The sequence below is a fragment of the uncultured Bradyrhizobium sp. genome (assembly GCF_936928535.1).
Classification (GTDB): Bacteria; Pseudomonadota; Alphaproteobacteria; order Rhizobiales; family Xanthobacteraceae; genus Bradyrhizobium.
This window is the reverse complement of sequence record NZ_CAKZHY010000134.1, coordinates 1-19,080: the sequence shown is the minus strand read 5'-3', so window position 1 is coordinate 19,080 and position 19,080 is coordinate 1. Positions and strand designations below refer to the sequence as shown.

Genomic DNA, 19,080 nt, shown 5'->3' with positions numbered 1-19,080 from the left:
GTAGCTTTGGGAGGACGGCCATAGCCGACCTCATAGTCCTTGTTCGTCATCGATCTTGCTCTGCTAGCTCTTCTTAATTGGCTTTCTTAAACCTTACGAGGTGTGCGACGTTCGGATCACGCAGTCCGTATTGCCGTGCCGTCCGCAGGATCAACGCAACGGCCTTGAGATCGCCCTTTAATGCGTTGGCGAACCTTTTTTTGAACTCGACCTCGATCTTGGGAAGCCGCTTACGTTTGCCGCCCTCTGTCACCCAGATCAGCTCACTGTCCATCTGCTCCAGCATCGCCCCCAGGTCGCGTTTTGCCCGTGCTGCTTTCCTACGCTTCATTACTTACCGTCCTTCACCATTGTTGCGCTCCAACTCTGCAAAGATTGCGCCGTCGTTCCGAACTGCATCTTGTCCCGTCATGATCTGCCAGCGCCGGATGATTGTATCTGCGTAAACCGGGTCAAGTTCGAATCCCCGGCATTGACGACCGGCCTGCTCCGCGGCGATCAGCGTGGTTCCGCTCCCGAGAAAGCAGTCCAGAATGATTCCCCCGCGATGCGAAGCATCCATGATGGCATCGACGACCATTGGCAAGGGCTTCACCGTCGGATGCAGGTCGAAGACCTTTTGCCCCCTGCGCGCCGCGGTCGTGGCGCTGTCGTAGCACCAGACATTGGAACGGTTACGACCGTACTTGCCTAGCTCGATGTTGTTGATGTGGGCACCGACGCCGGATTTGAAGATGAACACAAACTCATGGGCGGACCGGTAGAGAGATCCAAGCCCCGGATTGTCCTTGACCCAGACGGCGATGTTTTTGAGCTCCGAGAAGGCTTCCCGGCCTGCGGCCAAAAGCTCGTCAGTGTGCCGCCAGTCCATACAGAGATATACCAGCGCGCCGTCCCGGCTATGGGCAGCCAGATTCAAACATACGGTCTGCAAGAAGCTTTTGAACTGGTCACCGGACATTTCCCCGGCGGCCTGAACGAAGTCGCGGTGCTTGCGCCGTCCCTTGCCGGAGACGTTGCCTTCGATCCGGACGTTGTAGGGCGGATCCGCGAATACCATGTCCGCCTTCGCGTCGCCCATCAGACGCGCGAAATTTTCGAACGAGGTGCTGTCCTCGCAGAACAGACAGTGATGACCGAGCATCCAGAGATCACCGACCTGGCTTACGACAGGCCCGGTCCAACTAGCGGGATCCTCGATCAGGCGTCCCCGGCCTTTCTGCTTGCCGATCACGATGTCGACCTCGGCGGTCGAGAACCCCGTCAGGGAGATCGAAAAATCGAGGTTGATTTCGGTCAGCTGCATCAGCTCCTTGGCGAGAAGACGCTCGTCCCAGGAGGCATTGAGTGCGAGCTTGTTGTCCGCCAGGCGAAACGCCTTTAACTGCGCCGATGAGAGATGCCGCACTTCAATCGCGGGCAGCTCTGTCATTCCGAGCTTCCGGGCCGCAAGTACGCGAGCATGACCTGCGATTACGCGCAACTCATGATCGATAACAATCGGAACCAAGAAGCCGAATTCCCTGATGCCGTCAGCAAGCTGTGTGATCTGCCGCTGCGAGTGTTGCCGCGGGTTCTCCTTATCCAGTATCAAGCTGTCTGCAAGCACATAGGTGATGGCGACGCGGATGGGGGTTAGATTGGTTGCCGTATTCGGCATAATTTCTCCGTGGTGATGGAGCTATCCGCTTATCGCATCGCTTCTGCGGAGAGCACTCGAGCAAGAAGTTTTCTTGCGATGTGCGTACGAGCGTACGGCGACAAAGTAAAAATCGTCTTTCCTATAAATAATGAAGAGGAACGTAGGCTTTCATCTCCTCAGAAACTCATCTCCTTGGTGAGGAGCTCAATTTTCTTTCACGTGAGGGCGCGTTTTCTCGGCATGCTCAAGCCATTCATCCGTGAGGACGCACTCCGTTTCTCAAATACAGCGTGTCTATATCGCTGTATTTTCAAGACTGAATTGCATTTCCTTGTTGAAAAGGAACGTGGCAATAACCAGGGTCATCTCCTCAGCAAGGATCGGCGTTGCCAACTCATCTCCTTGGTGAGGAGCTCAATTTTATTTCGCTCACGTGGAACCGTTTTTTGGGCCCGTTCGAGCGCACGCCTGTTGGAGGATACGTCTCCGCATCGCAAGTGCGGCGCGCTCATATCGCTCGAGTTTCAATACCGAGGCGAATCTTCTCTCTGTCGGATTCTGCATGGCTGCTGCAAGCAATTGAGCGCGAACAGCTCTTATCTCGATCAGCTGGAGCTTGCAGGCAACGAGGCTTCTTGCCTGCTCGTGGCTCTCTGCATCCGGCAAGTTGGCGACGAGCGCTTGAGCGATCGAGTCCAATTCGTCTTCTGGCTGGTGCCCCGCGCGCGAGAGTCCATGTCGGAACGCGTTCTGACTTGCGCTCTGCTTCCCCGCAGCCGTTTTCGGGCCCGTGCTTCTTTTGGCATTGCGGCAATTGGCTTCGATTTGTCGTTTTGAAGTCATTGTTTCTGTCCCGGCCTCATCATGGCATTGGTACGGCATCGCTCCAAAGTGTCGGGAGATCAAACGCTACCGGTGAAAGAGCAACAATCTTGCTGCAGAATGGACTGGAATTGCTCGGCGAACGGAGCGTTACTGATTCGCCGGCCGCGCATATCGCATCGGTATCTCGCCTCGCAACTGCGGGGCTCGCGGCAGTGCAGCCAAGAGCTGCAAGCGCTACGTAAAACAGGAGATATCGGTGCCCCTCATCAAGGCAAGCGAAGCGGACCTTCAACGAGAGATCATCAAGTTTACTTCAGTCGATCGAAGACACTTCATTGGCGGATCGGATGCTCGCATCATTATGGGCGATGACCAGGAAAGCCTCTTCCGGCTCTGGCGAGAGAAGCGTGGCGAGATCGAGCCGAAAGACCTCTCGGAAAATCTGATCGTTCAGCTCGGCACTGTTACCGAGCCGCTGAACCGGTCCTGGTATGAGCGATCCACCGGCACGACCCTTAAAGACGTCCAGAAGCGGGTTCACCATCCCGTTCACAAATGGATGGCAGCGACGCTCGACGGCGTGGTCGAACAAAACGGTGCGGTCTTTGAAGCCAAATTCATGCTGCCCTGGGCCTTCTCGGAGGAGGCCGCGGCGGACAAGCACATGCCGCAGCTGCAACACAACATGTGGGTCATCGCCGCCCGCTCATCTGTGCTCTCCATTATCACCGGGGGCGGTAAGTGGGTGGAGATCAAAGTCCATGCTGATCCGCTCTATCAACATCTGTTGCTCACGGCCGAGAAGAGGTTCTGGCGTTGTGTGCAAAGCGGCGAACCACCTGTGCTGTTCAACATCGAGCCGCCGCGACCAAGACTTGAAGCCATCAAAGTCGTGGACATGAGCGCCTCCAATCTCTGGGCGGATCTTTCGGCTACCTACCTGCGCACGCATGCCGCCCACGGTGAGCATGAACTGGCCAAGGCGGAGCTCAAGAAGCTGATGCCGGAGGACGCCAGGGAAGCCGCCGGCCACGGCGTTCGGGCCAAGCGGTCCAAATCGGGCGCCATCAGCTTCGAAGCCCTGCTTGCGGAGGGCCCCCATGCACCGGTCCAGTGAGAGCATCGGCTCGATCGCGGCGGCCCTTGCACGGGCTCAGGCCGAACTCTCCAACCCGGAAAAGACCCTCGTCGCCACCATCCGCTCGCCCTTCCCGCGCGAGGACGACCGGACCTTCCGCTACGCCTCACTCGCAAGCGGCCTTGATATTGTCCGCAAGGCGCTGAGCCAGCACGAGATCGCCGCCGTCCAGACAACTCATGTCGAAGCCGCAACCCGCCAGATCCACCTGACCACCCTGCTCGCCCATTCTTCGGGCGAATGGATCGCCTCCGATTGGCCGGTGTGCGCCAGCAAGGACACCGATGCTCCGCACCGCATGGGCGCCGCACTTACCTACGCTCGCCGCTATGCCCTCTTCACACTGGTCGGCATTGCCGGCGAGGACGATCTCGACGCCCCCGATGCCGCGGCCGCGCCAGCCAACACGGTCGAATTTCCGGCCGCAGCGACAGCTCCAAGGGCAAAGCCGGGCAAGGCAATCCTGAACAGGCCTGCGGTTCTGGATGCCCAATCTTCCGCCGAGCTGCGGGATCGGCTCCTCGGGGAGCTTCAGGGCTTACCGGAAGCTGATATCGTCGCTTGGGCAAAAACCAGCCTTCCGCTCAAGAACACCCTGCACGAGGCAGATGCTCGCGCGGTCGAGGCCGCCTACGGTGAGAGATTCGAGCGGGCTCTCCTCCCCAAGGAGAGCGAGGAGCAAGCGGCTCCTGCGGTTGACCAAGGAGCTCCTCCGGACACTCCCCAAGCGGGGCCAGACATGCCGAAGTCCCAAGCGTCGGGCCTTGCCTTTCCCAAAGCGCCGCGGCCGCAGCGAAGCAAGGCGCACCTGCTCTTCGTTCGAGGACAACCGTGTCTCGTCTGCAGGCAAACCCCGTGCGATGCCCATCATCTGAAATTCGCCCAACCTCGAGCTCTTGGCCGCAAAGTCAGCGATGAATTTACCGTGCCATTGTGCCGGGCCCATCACCAGGAGCTCCATCGGCGCGGTAGCGAGCAGACCTGGTGGTCGGATATGCAGATGTCGCCCCTGCCGATTGCCCGGAACTTGTGGGCGGCAAGCCCGATCCATGGCGAGAGCTTCGCAACCGATCGAAGCAGCAGGCGCAGCATCCAGCAGAATGCCGTCGTTCCACAAAATCCCGGCACGCCTGCATCATGAGTGCGCCCTACCCGATCGCCCGGGCGCTTGAGACGGCAAATGTGCCTCCTGAACTCGAGGTGTTAGCGCCGCCGCCTCTGCTGCTGCCCGGAGAGTGTCTGGAGCGTTATGAGGCGCTCCGGCAGGCGATCTTCGCCGATATCGCGCCACGGTCGACCATCGAATGGCTGCTCGCCATCGATGTGGCCGAGCTCTCCTGGGAAATCAATCGATATCGCGTGCTCAGGCACAAGGTCCTTGAAGCCTTTCGCCACAAGGCCATCCAGTCAGCGCTCCGTCAAATCGATGTGGCGGGGATCGCGCCAGAGTTCCAGGACGCTGCTGAACATCACAATGCGCAAAACGCCCTGAGCTGGCGCAACGATCCCATAGCCGCAACCGAGATAGAAACTCGCCTCTCCTCCTATGGCTTTGACCACCCTGCAATCAACATGGAAGTCCACCTGCAGGCGCGAGACATTCTCGCCTCATTTGAAAGTTTGCTAAACGTTGCGCAAGCCAAGCGGCTGCTAATTCTAAGGGAGATCAGAAAAATGCGTACCGGCGCGGCGCGAAAACACGCGCTTGGCCAAACCGGGCGCCGTAAATCTCACTCCCAGAGACGTGGTATCTAAACAGACAGTGCCGCGTCACCCTAGCGGGCTTCCGAGTGATTTCTTCTTTCGCCCACCGCTTGTAATTATCTGCTTGGTTTTTTCCCCATTTGGATGAGGGAGATTTGACGAACCCCCGCTCCATCACCAGCACCGAAAGCGCCTCAGTAACTTCGACACGCCGCGTTCACATCGAAAGCAACGCTTAAACTCGCCGGGTGAAATCCAGGAACCTAGGCTGATCTTCGCATTCTGCGTAAACATGCCCCTCGATGATGCAGGCAAAGCTCTATCAACGACCAATTTTATCATTTAAATCAATATGTTAATAGATTTAATTGAGATCGCATTGGGCGAGCTTTGCACCGCCCCCTGCGGATCATTCTGCGCTGAGAAAGTGTCGCAGTTGCATGTTCTCGTAAACTCATGCTAGTTTTCTTAAATATTTAGTGGATGGGCCCGTCAGTTGGAGTTGGCTCATGAATATTAGAAAAGAGTTTCTTCGGGAATTACTGAACGATGGGGCGCAAGTATTCGCTGCCTCAGGCAATGCCGACGGTTCGCAACTGACGTTGCATATAACTGCCGCCACCAATCAAGAGCAGTTACAGGCTCGTATCAGTGCAACACTGTCGCGGACCTCTGCAAAGATTCGAGTGTCAGTTCGCAGCCACAAGCTTCGACGACTTGCCTTTCCGCGCTCTCTCGAACACTTACTTCGGCCCTTCTCCTCGGAAGGAATCCTCTACGATCCCACCATGATCGTGGCAAGAGCCCGGGACCTTCAGCGCGTTGCGCAATCGTGTCGCGCAACGCTCGGCAAGCATGTCGCTGGAATTTTTTGCGATTCCCTCTCGCGTCGCGTGTTTGTGTTGGTTCGCGGGCCAGGTCTCGCCGACCATCAGCTCAAGATCGCGCGCATGATGGCATTGAGACATGATGCTTCCTCAGACGTCGACATTTCCAGCCTTGGGTGGGAGGGGGCGATCCAGGTAGTCGCCGCACTTCCTAACCAAAGACTAGTCCCTGTTGACGCACGATCAGCAGGAGTTTTGACGCGGGTTCTCAGTGTCGTGCGCCGCTGGCGTGTCCCAGGCACGGTCGCACTGGCCATTTCGGCCGCAGCATCTGCTCCGGCTGCCGCCCACACCAATGCGCGTCAGCTCTTGCAAAATAGCGCCTCAGTGTCGGTGCAGGCCGATAGAGACTATGGCGTATTGAATACTCTGACCGTGTTCGCTGATGGCGCTCGGTTGGGAGAGTCCGCACCATTCATCGCTTCCGGCCTAAGGATGTATTTCGGAGAAAAGCAACAACTTGCTCTGAACATGAAGCAAAAATTTAAGCGCCGCGGTCCGGCGGAAGAAGAACTTGGGCAGGCCGGTCCGGGCGGTCCTGGAGGCGGCGGAGGCACTGGCGGCGGAGGAGCCGGCGGCGGCGGCGCTGGAGGAGGCGGTGCTGGAGGCGGCGGTGCGGGAGGCGGCGGAGGCGGCGGCGGTGGCGGCGGTACTGCCGGCGGAGGAGGCGTCGCCGGACCAGGTTCATGACCGTGAGTGCGTCTTCCGACCAACGACAGGATACATTCTGCGGGCTTCCCTTCGAGCATCTTTGCGTCGGCCCCGAAGGCACTGCGCGCATATGCTGCGTCGCCCACGAGTTCGTGAGCGAGCACGGCGCGCCGATGTCGTTAAACATTCATTCCATGGACGACGTTTGGAATTCCGCATACATGCGCAACATCCGGCGCGCCATGATCAAAGGCGAACGAGTACCGGCTTGCGAAGTCTGCTACGAAAGCGAGGCGAAGAGCGGTCAGAGCTATCGAACCCATACCGGCGTCGAACCGATTGACGGGCGGCCCGTTTCGTTCGACACAATTTCTAGGGGCGCGACGAGCTCGGGATATCGAATGAATGAGCGCCCCGGGTTCATCAAGCTCGAGATCAGCAATCTTTGTAATCTAAAGTGCCGAATGTGTTACGGCGCTGCGAGCTCCCAAATCGAGCGCGATCCAGTACATAGCAGGTGGAGCGGTGGCGTTGACCCGCTCCACGCGATCTGGCGGGGCGATACGGCCCGGATCGGGCCTGAACCGCGAATTGGAGTCCGTGCTTCCGGCCTCTACCCCTATGAATACAAGAATGGACAATTGTGCCGCTGGAGCGACGGCCACGCGATTTTCAATGTTCCCATAAGCGCAGACACAAACCTTACCGGACTAGAGATTTGCTTCACCGCCGATGAAGCTCGTGGCCAAACATACGAAGTTCTGGTCAATGGCCGCATGGTCGCAAACGGCAGACTGACGGAGAGCGACGCAGCAGTGCACGTCAGTCTCAAAGAGAGAGCAATCGACAGCGAACTGATTATAGAAGTACTCAGCAGTCGCTCAACCGAGGGACCAACAGAGCGCGGTGTCCCGCTGAGTTCAATCGTAATCGAACGCCAGCTGAAGAGCGCAATCCCAGCGCCCGCGCGGCCACAGATATTGACGGCATGCGAAGGTGAAGAAGGGCCTTGGTATATGAATGATGCCAAGGTCTTCAATGACGTTCTCGGCTCGGTCGACACTCTAGAACGACTGTATATCACCGGGGGCGAGCCGCTCATCAACGAACGGGTCTCAGAGATTCTGGACCATTTGGTCAAGACAGGAGCGGCCGGCCACATTCATCTCGAACTTTCAACCAATTGTACGGCGGTCAACGCGCGGGACATCGAACGAATCAAGAAATTCCAACGTGTTGAATTGCTGCTCAGTCTCGATGCGGTAGGAAGCGATTATGAATATATCCGTTTTCCCGCGCGCTGGAGCAGCGTGGAAGCGAACGTCCGCAAGCTCAAGCTAGATCATGGCCTGGTGTGCAAAGTGCCGCCCGTCATACAGGCCTACAATATTCTGGGCATCGTCGATCTGTGTCGCTATTGCGATAGCATGGACATGGAAATCACGATGAACATCCTGCATCTGCCAGACCGCCTAGCGATACATCATCTCTCACCGAGTGTACGAAAGCGAGCGGCGGAGCTACTGATCGATTATTATAACAAGGATTGTCGTCCATATACAAAGGCGCAAGTGCTTTCGCTTGCACGCTACCTTTCTGAGTTGAAAACCCCTCTCAACCTCGAGGTCATGCGTGAATTCATGTTGTTTACTAATGATCTCGATACTTCTCGAGGACAGAGCTTCCGCGCTTCCCACGGAGAATTCGTTGAGCTATTAGCGAGAGACGGATTTGAGTGGACAGACGAGACCCGGTTCGTCGACAGCGCTCCGCGGCCTCGACCAGCGCGTGAGCGCGACTATGCATGGCTCTAACCCATCTTCGCTGACCAACCCTTCGCCGGCCGAGCGCGGGCTGCGGTTCGTCATTGGATGTGATCTTGGGGCCGTCCCTGAGCTGTTAAGAGATGCGCTCCGCATCGGGCAGGCACTCACGGAACGCGGGCACCAGGTCACCTATCTCGCCGGGGATCCGATAGCTCTGTTGGACCAAGCGGGCTCATCAATCTCGTCAGGACTGCGACAAGCTCCGGCAATGCGTGCTGCGCCGCACCTGGTTATGAAAAGGCCGCAAGTCGACGGTTTTGCCGACCGTATGGCCATTATGGGATTCGACGACAAGCAGACTTTGATCACTCTTGCGTCCATCTGGAACGCAGAGCTGGCCAGCCTGGAGCCGGACGGGATTATCGGGCTCGGAACGCCGATCCTATGGCTTGTAGGCCCTGCTCACGCGCCAACATTCGCGGTTGGGAACGGTAGCGCGCTTCCGCCGGCACTTGGCAATTCATTTCCCAGACACAACGCCAACTCAACGCCGCTGATGGACGACGCGACCATGTTGGCCAATGCCAATGCCACCTTGTCGCGCATGGGACGCCCCGCGCTTGCGACGCTGGGAGAAATCATTTCGCAGTGTCATCCAATTCTTTACGGCCTTCCCGCCCTCGATCCATATCTTCAGTTGCGCAGCAACCGAACGGCCGGTCTGCTTGGCGCTGTTCCGAACCCGAGTCTTCCGCCGGAACAGGAGCACCTCGCAGCGTTCCTGGATGTCAACTGTCCCAACATCGAGATGCTAATTCTTGCCTTGGCGGGCATCGGTAACGACATAACCGTCGACGTTTGCGTGACTGGCGCAACATCAGGAATGAGGAGATTCCTGCAGCAACAACGACACATCACGGTGTGGCCGAGCTACACGGCCTTGCTGGAACGGACCAAGCACGCAAGCGTCTTGGTGCACCATGGAACGCAAGACATAACCCAACAGTGCCTCATCCTTGGACGTCCGCAACTGATCTTACCCTGGACTCCAGAGCAGGAAATGCTCAACTACATGGTCGGATGGATGGGCATCACTTGGACAAAATCGCCAAACGTTCCAATCAATGAGATGGCCGTGACTTTCCGCGACCTGTTGCGCGACACATCGCTAACAGTCTCAGCCCAGCACCACGGCGGACAGCTTGCAAACACCGATATAGGTAATGCCCTGCCTGTGATGGTCGACCAAATGGAAAATGTGCGCCAGCTCGCCTAGCTGCTCTTGTACATTTTCTTGTTGTGTCTCACCCATTTGAACCTGTGCCATCGCTCGCGAAACGAGTGCTCAGGACATCGCAAGCTTGCCCACAAGATTTTCCACAATGACGTCCGCCCCAACCAATACAGGTTCGTCGTCCGCCATTCGTTGTTGTCGAGATTGATTTCGAACTTCGCCCCGCATCTTGATAGGATCTGGCCTAAAGAGAACATGCGCCATTCGACCCGCCTGACATCGCTTTCGCGGATCTCTTTCGACCGGTAGGTGCGGTCATCACGTCCATTGGCGTAAAGATTCGCCCCGTGGAGGCGACGCCCTGCAAGCACTTCAGGAAAGGATGCGATCTCAGATGTCACGGCGCAAAAGTCTGTCAAGACCGTGTCTGCTCCCTCCCGGTGGCCGTAGCTCGGAATCGGCAGCGCGCGCTTGATGTGTTCAGGGCGAAAGACCAGAACCGACGTGATCGGACTCCACCAGCTTCCGCCGCTGCGAATGTATTTATGTCGATAGTCGCCATCGGTCAGAACCATTGGCTGCGGTGGCCCCACATGTCGGCCACTGGCGTCAAGGTTCTGAAACCGGTGATAAAGCATTGCGGCCTGTGGACGCTCGGCGGCAAACTCGACCATTCGCTCCACCTTGTTCGGTGACCAAATGTCATCTGCATCGAGCAGCATCAGCAACTCACCCCTAGCCATGGGGATGCCCACGTTAAAGGCGTGCGCCTGCCCGCCATTTGTGGTTCGCACATTCGTCACTCGACCGGCATAGCGTTGCAATACCTCCTGCGTGTGATCCGTCGAGCCATCATCGACAACGATGATCTCGATGTTCTTGTAGGTCTGGTTGAGAACGCTATTAATCGCGAATGGCAGGAATCTGGCGTAGTTGTAAGTGTTGATGAGGGCAGTCACCAACGGTTCGTGCTTCGATCCCGCAGCATCGCCTGAAATAGACGTATCCTCGCGCATATCTAACCCTCGCGGGAAAAAAAGGTTAACGGCGACTAAAACGTTAACACGCATCTAATGCGCAGCAAATAACTGATTTCGGAGCTTTCAGCGAACAACAAGACCTTCCTGATAGTGATGGTCCCGTCGGAGGACATCATCATGAAGAATCTCATCGCCGCTGCGGCTCTAATAATTGCACTCCCTTTCGTTCCGGCCTCTGCCGCTCCAATCGGGCCGGCCGGATCCCAGGCGATCGCACGCGCAATTGGGAATTGCGGTGATCCCTGCATCATATCGGCCAGCAATGGGGGCCGCGTCGTTGATTTTAGGGCGGCAGCATCGGAAATTCGAAACGGTGCACGGAAACGCGTCGTCATCGACGGGTGGTGTGCATCTGCCTGCATGAGTTTGGCAGCTCTTGCACGTTCCAGAGTTTGCATCACTCCCCGCGCCGTCTTTGCCTATCACAAGACGAACTTCAACCGGCCGATCCCCCTCACCTCAGATGTCGACCGATGGATCAGTCGGCATGGAGGATACCCCCAATTCGGCGCCACCCCAGCGGTTCTGCCCAACGACGTCGCGAGAAGCTTCTGGCGCGAATGTGAATCGTCGTAAGTCGGGTCGCCTTGAGCAAGCTCCCTCGCCTCACACCGGATTCTAAGCTTGGTGCGGCAGCTGCCGCGGGTGGCCCAGCAAGCCGTCGAAATAGGCAATGGTCTTGGTAAGACCTGATCGCAAATCGGTCACCGGCCTCCACCCGATCAAGGCCGTAGCCTTTGCGATATCCGGCTGGCGCTGTCGCGGATCGTCGACCGGTAACGGCTTATGAACAATCGCTGATCTCGAGCCGACCAGATCAACGACGATTTCAGCCAGCTGCCGTATCGAGAATTCTTGAGGATTTCCTATATTGATCGGCCCTGTGACCGCTTCGCTCGTGTCCATGAGAGCCATCAACCCGCTCACGAGATCATCGACATAGCAAAATGAGCGCGTCTGCTCCCCGGTGCCGTAAAGGGTTATGTCTTGATTTCGCAAAGCCTGCAGAATGAAATTGGAGACCACGCGGCCGTCGTCGGGATGCATGCGTGGGCCGTAAGTATTGAAGATTCTCGCCACCTTGATCTGAAGCTTGTGCTGTCGATGATAGTCAAAGAATAAGGTTTCGGCACAGCGCTTGCCCTCGTCGTAGCAGGAGCGCGGCCCGATCGGATTGACGTTGCCCCAGTATTCCTCTGACTGTGGGTGGACGGTAGGGTCGCCATACACTTCGGAGGTCGAGGCTTGCAGGATCTTGGCTTTGACTCGCTTTGCAAGGCCAAGCATGTTGATCGCGCCGTGGACGCCCGTCTTCGTCGTTTGAACCGGATCGCGCTGGTAGTGGATCGGCGAAGCCGGGCAAGCGAGATTGAAGATCTCGTTGACTTCAACGTAAAGTGGGAAGCAGACATCGTGTCGCATCAGCTCGAAGTCGGTATTGGCGATGAGATGAGTGACGTTCCGGCGGCTACCCGTGTAAAAATTATCCACGCAGAGCACTTCTGATCCGCCCTCCAGGAGTCGCTCGCATAGGTGAGAACCGATGAACCCGGCGCCTCCGGTCACCAAGAGCCGTCTCTTGTCGGGCATCCCATCTCCTCCAATTTGCAGCAACCGTCGGGCTAAAATCTTAGCATTTGCGATAGTAACCTGGAGAGAGGTTTAGCTCACCACAGTTAATTTCGAGGGGGCCTTGTTGAGCAAGCAAGGGAGACGCGCAACAACTGGAGGCGTCTGTCCCGGATGTCGCCCGCGTCTAGCCCCGCGCGTGACCGGCGAATTGGAGCGCCTTTACCCGCTCGCTTGAGGGTGCCTCGGCCGATGAAACTAAAGCGTAACGCCCAAGCCACCCATTCGGTGGCCAAGTCGAGCGCAACCGCTCGCTCATGGTCGAGGCGTCGACTCGGAGAGTTCTTGCCTGGTGCCCAGAGCCTCGCACTCCAGCATTCCCCTGAGCACAGCGACTTCATCCGTGATATGTTTTTCAAAGTCCGCGGCGACATGTTGCAGGAATGACATATCCTTGGGTTTCGGCTTGGCGACACGGATTTCGATATGGGTACCGCTGTCATTTTCCGCAAACACGTAGGACATAAGCACCTTGGGAGCGTCCGGCATCGGCAGCAGCGTAGTGAGCGTCAGATAATCAAACGGACGCCAATCGAGGATTTCTTCGATGATCGCGTGTGGACCATGCATGCAGTGGTTGATTGTCCCAATACCGCGGCGACCGCCCGACACATCTTCGCGCACTTTGTCTGCCGCTCGCCATCTCGGCCGCTGATCCGGGTGGGTGAAATATTCCCAGACCTGCGGACGGGCAGCTCCTATGTGGAATTCGATGATGTGCGCGGCTTGCTTGCGCGTAACGAGGTGCCTGGCCCTGTCCTTCTCCTCGCTCCACGCATGTTCGAGGTCACGCACCCAGCAGCTCACTTGACCAACGATTTCGATCGCCTCTAAATGAGCGATCAGTCCCTGCATCACCGGATCGACATCCGTCGACCGGATGCCGGCATCGGAAAAAAGCACGTAGGCGCGATCGCCGCAGCGCTCTTTGACACCGTTCTTGAGCAATCTGTGAACCAAAATCACGTCGCGCCCGGCGAGTTCGTCGCGGCCGGCCATTCGCTGCCGGATGAATTCGCCGTGGTGCACGACGAACTTCAGGTCGAGTTGCTGCATTCCGTGACAGGCCTTGCAGTCGCACGACGTCGCTTGAGCGATATTACGCAGTCGTTTTCGGAAGCTGAAATACGCGGACTCGATCGCATCCTGCAGCAGCGATCCATCGAACCGGTTTCCCGGAGCATAAAGGAACGCCGCGTCCCCTTCAAATTTGGCAAGCTTGAATGGCGGACGGAGCGACCGAACCACGGTGTCCATCAGATCGGCGATGATGTCCTGGGCATGTTCGAGCTCGACGCCGGCAAGATAGCTGGTATAGCCGGAAATATCCGCAATGAGAAAGCATGCGTTTTTTGATTTTGGTAGCATCGTAGGCCCCTCGATTCGATCGACCCGCTGGTTTCATACGGCCGCGGCTCGCGCCAGCGGTTCGACAGGAATGGGGCGTTCCTTCGGATCGATCGTTCCTAAGCTCTTGACGATCTGCAGGCTGCCGTCCTTCACCTGCGCGATATACATGTTCATGCGGACATGATGCTGTCCCGGAACCATTTCCGCTTCGCCTCCTGGACCTTCGCTGATCCTCGCGCGATCAAGCGCGTCGATTACCGCTTTTTGGTGCAGTGTGCCGGCCGATGTCACGGCTGACTCCCAAAGCTTCATACCGCGATAAAGACCAGAGCAGCCGCTCCCTCCGGTGAATTGCTCCGCGCCAGGATAGCGCGCGTTGTACTGCGCAAGCAGTCCGACACTGAAAGGGTCGTCGACGGCCTGATAGTAATCCAGACAGCCATACACACCTTCGACATGGGCCGATGGCAGTACGCTTACGAGGTTCTCGTCAAAATAGGTACAGACGACCAATCCGCCACGTCGGGTGAAGCCGGCGTCGTGAAGCTGCTCTAGGAACGGAGCAACTCCTGGCGGCACCGTCATGTTGAAGACGACGTCGACGCCGCTGGACATGATCCTTTCGATTGTTGCGGCATAATCGGCATGGTCGAGTGGGAAGTACTCTTCGCCCACGATGGTGCCTCCATTGGCCGTGACAGCTTCCCGGACCTTGCGGTTCATGACGCGGGGCCAGATGTAGTCCGCCGATGGCAAATAGAAGCTCTTCGCTCCGGTTTGCTGCATCAGCCACAGAATCAAGGGATCGACCTGTTGGGCCGGCACGGGGCCCGTGCAGAAGATCAGCGGATCGCACTCCTGGCCCTCATACTGTTCGGGATAGATGTAGAGCGTCCGGCCTTTGGTAACGGCGGCGGACTTGATCGCCTGGCGCGTGGAGCTGAAGATGCCGCCAAAGATCACCTCGACCTTGTCATATTGAACGAGCTTGATCGCCTTGGCTTCCGCGACGCTGTCAATCGTCGCGCCGTCCTCGACGTAAAGTTCCAGCTTCCGGCCCAGCAATCCGCCTCTTGCATTGATGTCGTCGACCACCATACGGGCAACGTTCGCGTTTGCGATCCCCATGATCGACAGCGGACCGGTCTGGTCCGCGATGACGCCGATCTTGATCGATGGTTCGCCCATGGCAGTCTCCTCTGTTCGCGGCCGGCCAATGCGGCTCGGCTCATTACGACTAAGGATGACGGCGATGCGCCGCCCGCACATGGGGTGGATTCCCTATGCTTCAGGCGTCCCGACCTAGACCAGCCCCCGCTCGAGCGCGAACAGAGCTGCGGCGGCCCGTGTGGTGACGCCGATCTTCGAATAGAGGCTCTGGATGTGGTTGTCGGCCGTTTTCGGTGCGATCTCGAGCTGGCGCGCGGCCTCCTTCGCGGTGGATCCGGCGGCGATCAGGCGAAGCACCTCGATTTCACGCGGTGTCAGCCCGGATATTCCCGCTGGGGCGTTTCGGCGAGCAGGCTGACCGGCGCTGGCGAGTACGGCCTCGACGGCCTGAGGGCAGAGCTTGCCCTCTCTCACGGCGGCGCGGAGCCGGGACGCGGCCGCTTCGTCGCTCTGTCCCTCCCGGTAAGGCCTTGCTTCCCGTGCGGTTTGAAACCACTCGGCGGCCGCAAGGATGCGGGCAGCGGCGGACAGATCGTTGGCCTTGGCGTAACGATGGTAGCCGCTGCCATCTAGCCGTTCGTGATGGCGAAGGACCAGCGCTGCAACCGACTTTCCGTCGCCACCCAACGGCAGGAGTGCCCGCTCCCCATGATAGGGATGCAGGTGCGCAGCGTCCGTCTCCCGCTCGGTCAGCGCACCCGGCCGCATCCATGTCGATACCGGTATCGCCAGTTCGCCGATATCGTGTGAGTAGGCGGCCCATCGCAGGACGCGGATGTCGGCGGCGGGAAGTCCCATGCGCTTGCCAGCGGCCTCCACGAGGGCCGCGACGGCGCGTGAATGGCCAAACGTGAAGGGCATCCTCATATCGATCATATCCGCAATCGCGAGATAGGCCTCTTCGCAAGCGGTCTCATCGAGGGTTGCGTGAGGCTCGGGCTCCATCGCAAGGATCGTGGCGCGATCGGCGGGTCCATCGAGCCCATCCATCAACTGGCTCGCGTGGGCGAGGAAACGTTGTGCGAGTTCGGCCTCATAGGCGCCGCCGGCTCGCTCGGCGATCCTTGCCTTCATCGCGTCGAATCCGACGTGGTCGCTTAAAGCGATGGCGTCCTGGGCAAGCGTGACCAGCCGAACCGGAAATTTCACCGCCTCCCCCGAAAGACCGCAGGGCAGGCCCTTGCCATCCCAGCGTTCATAGATCTGGCCGAGATTTTCGCGAATTTCCTGAGGCAAGCCGATCCGTTCGGCAATGCGCTGCGCGACTTCGCAATGCCCCGACAGAATGGGGATATTCACCTGCGGTCCTTCGGCGAGACCCCGTTCGATTGCCTTGGCGAGTTCGTCGTGCGAGGCGCCGGCGAGCTTCCGCGTAATGGCGCGGACCAAAACGCCGACAAACTGCTCTCTGTTGCCCATGTCGATATGGTGAAGCTCCCGGCGCAAGGTGATCTCGTCTCCCCATGCAGCCGCGAGCAAATGTGTATCGGCGTTGCATCCGATGTAGCGCAGCAATGCCTGATGGAAGACCTTGCGGTGCATGCTTTCATCAAGGCCCAGCAGTTTGGAAAACCGGACCGCCAACACGCAGGAGCGCAGGGCGAAATCTCGGGAATGACCCGTGGCCAAATCCGTCGCGTAAGCCAGCGCCATCAAGAAATCGGCGCGCCTGACCGCCAGTGTTGTCATTCCATATGCCCCTGGGACCAACAACCACAGCCTGAAGGATGCGAAATTCTGGCGGATATTTCAAAGGGTTTTAGGTCCGCCACCTCGGCAGATCTCACCTGGCGAGAACAAGTGCGTGGGTTCAGGTCGTCCTTTGACCCTGCCGCGTCCATATTTCGCTCGGCAGGCAAATTCTATCCGTGGGACGGTCGCATCGTTGGAGAAGCGGTCGTCGTTCAGGAGGATTGAGGTGAGGTGTCGTTTCTCTCCAAGGCCACGTCCGCGGCGTCAGCCACGACAGTACGGTTGCGACCTTGCTTCTTGGCCTCATAGAGGGCCACATCGCAGCGACGGATCAATGTATCGGCAGCCTCTCCAGGCACAAATTGTGCGACGCCGATCGAGACGGTGACAGCCCCTATATCTTCCCCAGTCGCTCTCTTCGTGATTTTTGCACCAGATATCTTGGCGCGCACCCGCTCTGCGACATCGCGGCATTCTTCCAGTTCGGTACCTGCGAGTATCGCAATGAGTTCTTCCCCGCCGTACCGAGCAGCCAAATCTCTATCGCGCACGCAGCTTCGCAAAACGCTGGCGACCAGGCGCAATACTTGATCACCAACCTGATGGCCATGCCGATCGTTGAACTGTTTGAAATGATCGATGTCGAGCATGAAAACACTCAATGGAGTGCCGTGTTCCATAGCAGAGATTAGCGATGACCTCAGGTGCTGGTCCAACATATGCCGGTTCGCGATTCCAGTCAGAGCATCGGTCTTCGATCGAAGTTCTGCCTCAGCCAGTGACTCCTTGATCTTCGCAAGTTCCGCTGAGCTTTCAGCCAGCCTCGCTTCTGTCCTCGCAGCCCTGCTCGTCGCGTCATGAAGTTCACTTTGCAATCGTTTGATCGCAACAGCTGCATCCTGTCCCCTGTCCAAGTCGGAGGAGACTTGGTCGAGGGCTTGGATCTGCGAGCGGTTGTCGGAGATCGCGACCGCCAAATGATCACGCGCATTCGCGATGATCGAGTTTATCTCAGTCGGTATTTCAACACCTCCCAGCGCTCCAACCTGCTGTTTGACAAACGTGTCGTAGAGGCCCTTGTTCACCGAGCGATCGAACTTGCGCTTGTTCGCAAGGAGAGCGTAGATCGTCTTGTTCAGACGTGGGATGGTGCCCAGCGCGAAATTGAACCAAAGGGTGAAGTTGGCGGGCGTGGCGGGAATCTCGTTTTTTGCCATCAGTTCGACCGACCGGCCCGCAAGCGACGCGGCGTAGTCAATGTCGAATTCCTCTTCGGCGTGGAGTAAAGACATCAGCGATCCGTAGTTGAAAAAGAATTGCCTTAAATTTGAGCAGAGGCCCGGCCAGTGCGATTGGCTGTCCACCATCATCTCAAGGATTTCTGAATCTTTCACTGCCGCCGCTATCCGCCGGTTAGTGCCCGACTGCCCCCCCGGCTTGCATCGCGTCAAAGACGTTGAACCATGAGTACTACTGCTGGTCTATCAATACCTGCCATTCTATTCATTTGCCCGACGGTCCGGCAATAGGAGCGGTATTCACGGCACGCTGGGCACAGGCACATAGTAAGACCCCCGCCCCACTAGAGGCTGCTCGACTGCGCGTCCATTGCACTATCCAGCGCCCTCCTGACCGTGCCAAGCCTACCCGTCGGCGTCGCCGCCGCGGTCCCCCGCAGGTGATCTCAGCTGCCGCTTCCACTTGCGCCAGCCGACCGTGAACGCCGCTTTTGCGTCAAGCTCAGCGACCCCGCGTATCAATAACCAAGGCAAGCAGCAGTGTTTGTTGGGCGTCTTTCAAGCGCTTCCGGCCCGGGTGCAACTGACGCGCTGATCGGCGACATCACTTGCGAACTCGAGCAACGTCCTCACGTAACGTGGCAGACTCTGAAGCAGGTATCGCGTCATCATTAGCCATCAGGGCATCTCTCGTTTGAGCCACCAAATCAGCAAGGATTCTAAGCCGGTCCACCAGAGCGACCCGACAGAGCTTCAGTTTACATCAAGTTCCTTTTCACTGCTAACAAGTACGTAGCAGCTTCCACACACCTCCCTCCAGTGATGAGCAGCGATCAGCTTAACTGGGTAGGCGAGCGCTGACTTTTTCACAAAACGATATCGGGACGCACTTTTTGGAAAAGCAAAACGGATCACGTGCGGTGCAGGCCACGGCGTTAAGAGTTTGCAACCCGCTTTGAGCGGTCTAACGCCTCTACTTCGTCAGCAGCGCATACGCACCAGTCCAGCTCTCCGGCGGCGGATTGGCCTTGAATTCCGTGATCCTTGCCTCGTACAGCCTAAACAGCTTCTCAAGCGTGTCGGCGTCCTCGCTGCGGCGGCCGCGCTCGATGGC

Annotated in this window: 16 protein-coding genes; 6 read left to right on the top strand and 10 right to left on the bottom strand. The window is 57.9% G+C overall.

Annotation, left to right across the window (positions count from 1 at the left end; all coding sequences use genetic code 11):
- Positions 1 to 73: 73 nt before the first annotated feature.
- The 3 genes from Q0687_RS27355 to Q0687_RS27345 form a co-directional block, all read right to left on the bottom strand.
- Positions 74 to 331, bottom strand: a complete 258-nt coding sequence (locus Q0687_RS27355; RefSeq protein WP_298884012.1) for a DUF5681 domain-containing protein — start codon at positions 329 to 331, stop codon at positions 74 to 76.
- 3 nt (positions 332 to 334) lie between these two features.
- Positions 335 to 1,660 carry a DNA methyltransferase gene (locus Q0687_RS27350; RefSeq protein WP_298884010.1) on the bottom strand — a complete coding sequence of 442 codons (1,326 nt, stop codon included), beginning with the start codon at positions 1,658 to 1,660 and terminating at the stop codon, positions 335 to 337.
- Positions 1,661 to 2,071: 411 nt separating this feature from the next.
- On the bottom strand, positions 2,072 to 2,485 hold the full coding sequence (locus Q0687_RS27345; RefSeq protein WP_298884007.1) for a hypothetical protein: 414 nt from the start codon (positions 2,483 to 2,485) through the stop codon (positions 2,072 to 2,074).
- Between the two features lie 247 nt (positions 2,486 to 2,732).
- Between Q0687_RS27345 and Q0687_RS27340 the strand changes: the two genes are divergently transcribed.
- The 6 genes from Q0687_RS27340 (at position 2,733) to Q0687_RS27315 (ending at position 9,889) form a co-directional block, all read left to right on the top strand.
- Entirely contained in the window at positions 2,733 to 3,584 is an 852-nt protein-coding gene (locus Q0687_RS27340; protein WP_298884035.1) for a YqaJ viral recombinase family protein, read from the top strand.
- Complete coding sequence (locus tag Q0687_RS27335; RefSeq protein ID WP_298884004.1) at positions 3,568 to 4,746, top strand: ERF family protein; 1,179 nt, start codon at positions 3,568 to 3,570, stop codon at positions 4,744 to 4,746. The genes Q0687_RS27340 and Q0687_RS27335 overlap by 17 nt, the downstream gene beginning before the upstream one ends.
- A complete protein-coding gene (locus Q0687_RS27330; RefSeq protein ID WP_298884002.1) occupies positions 4,743 to 5,360 on the top strand; it encodes a hypothetical protein in 618 nt (205 codons plus the stop codon). The genes Q0687_RS27335 and Q0687_RS27330 overlap by 4 nt, the downstream gene beginning before the upstream one ends.
- A gap of 458 nt (positions 5,361 to 5,818) precedes the next feature.
- The gene (locus Q0687_RS27325; protein WP_298884001.1) at positions 5,819 to 6,886 is read left to right on the top strand and encodes a hypothetical protein; all 1,068 of its coding nucleotides are present in this window, start codon (positions 5,819 to 5,821) and stop codon (positions 6,884 to 6,886) included.
- The gene (locus Q0687_RS27320) at positions 6,883 to 8,661 is read left to right on the top strand and encodes an SPASM domain-containing protein (protein WP_298883999.1); all 1,779 of its coding nucleotides are present in this window, start codon (positions 6,883 to 6,885) and stop codon (positions 8,659 to 8,661) included. The genes Q0687_RS27325 and Q0687_RS27320 overlap by 4 nt, the downstream gene beginning before the upstream one ends.
- Positions 8,662 to 8,881: 220 nt before the next feature.
- On the top strand, positions 8,882 to 9,889 hold the full coding sequence (locus tag Q0687_RS27315; protein ID WP_298883997.1) for a hypothetical protein: 1,008 nt from the start codon (positions 8,882 to 8,884) through the stop codon (positions 9,887 to 9,889).
- On the opposite strand, the gene Q0687_RS27310 is transcribed toward Q0687_RS27315, so the two are convergent.
- The 7 genes from Q0687_RS27310 to Q0687_RS27280 form a co-directional block, all read right to left on the bottom strand.
- The gene (locus Q0687_RS27310; protein WP_298883994.1) at positions 9,886 to 10,863 is read right to left on the bottom strand and encodes a glycosyltransferase family A protein; all 978 of its coding nucleotides are present in this window, start codon (positions 10,861 to 10,863) and stop codon (positions 9,886 to 9,888) included. The two genes, Q0687_RS27315 and Q0687_RS27310, sit on opposite strands and share 4 nt — an antisense overlap.
- A gap of 35 nt (positions 10,864 to 10,898) precedes the next feature.
- Positions 10,899 to 11,249: a hypothetical protein gene (locus Q0687_RS27305; RefSeq protein WP_298883992.1), complete on the bottom strand. Its 351-nt coding sequence runs from the start codon at positions 11,247 to 11,249 to the stop codon at positions 10,899 to 10,901.
- A gap of 256 nt (positions 11,250 to 11,505) precedes the next feature.
- Positions 11,506 to 12,477 (bottom strand): UDP-glucuronic acid decarboxylase family protein, encoded by a 972-nt coding sequence (locus Q0687_RS27300; protein WP_298883988.1) that lies wholly within the window; start codon positions 12,475 to 12,477, stop codon positions 11,506 to 11,508.
- 294 nt (positions 12,478 to 12,771) lie between these two features.
- Entirely contained in the window at positions 12,772 to 13,884 is a 1,113-nt protein-coding gene (locus tag Q0687_RS27295; protein ID WP_298883986.1) for a DUF2652 domain-containing protein, read from the bottom strand.
- A gap of 33 nt (positions 13,885 to 13,917) precedes the next feature.
- A complete protein-coding gene (locus Q0687_RS27290) occupies positions 13,918 to 15,054 on the bottom strand; it encodes a substrate-binding protein (RefSeq protein WP_298883984.1) in 1,137 nt (378 codons plus the stop codon).
- Between the two features lie 114 nt (positions 15,055 to 15,168).
- Complete coding sequence (locus Q0687_RS27285; RefSeq protein WP_298883981.1) at positions 15,169 to 16,725, bottom strand: HD domain-containing phosphohydrolase; 1,557 nt, start codon at positions 16,723 to 16,725, stop codon at positions 15,169 to 15,171.
- Between the two features lie 215 nt (positions 16,726 to 16,940).
- Complete coding sequence (locus tag Q0687_RS27280; RefSeq protein ID WP_298883978.1) at positions 16,941 to 18,122, bottom strand: diguanylate cyclase; 1,182 nt, start codon at positions 18,120 to 18,122, stop codon at positions 16,941 to 16,943.
- Positions 18,123 to 19,080: the final 958 nt, after the last annotated feature.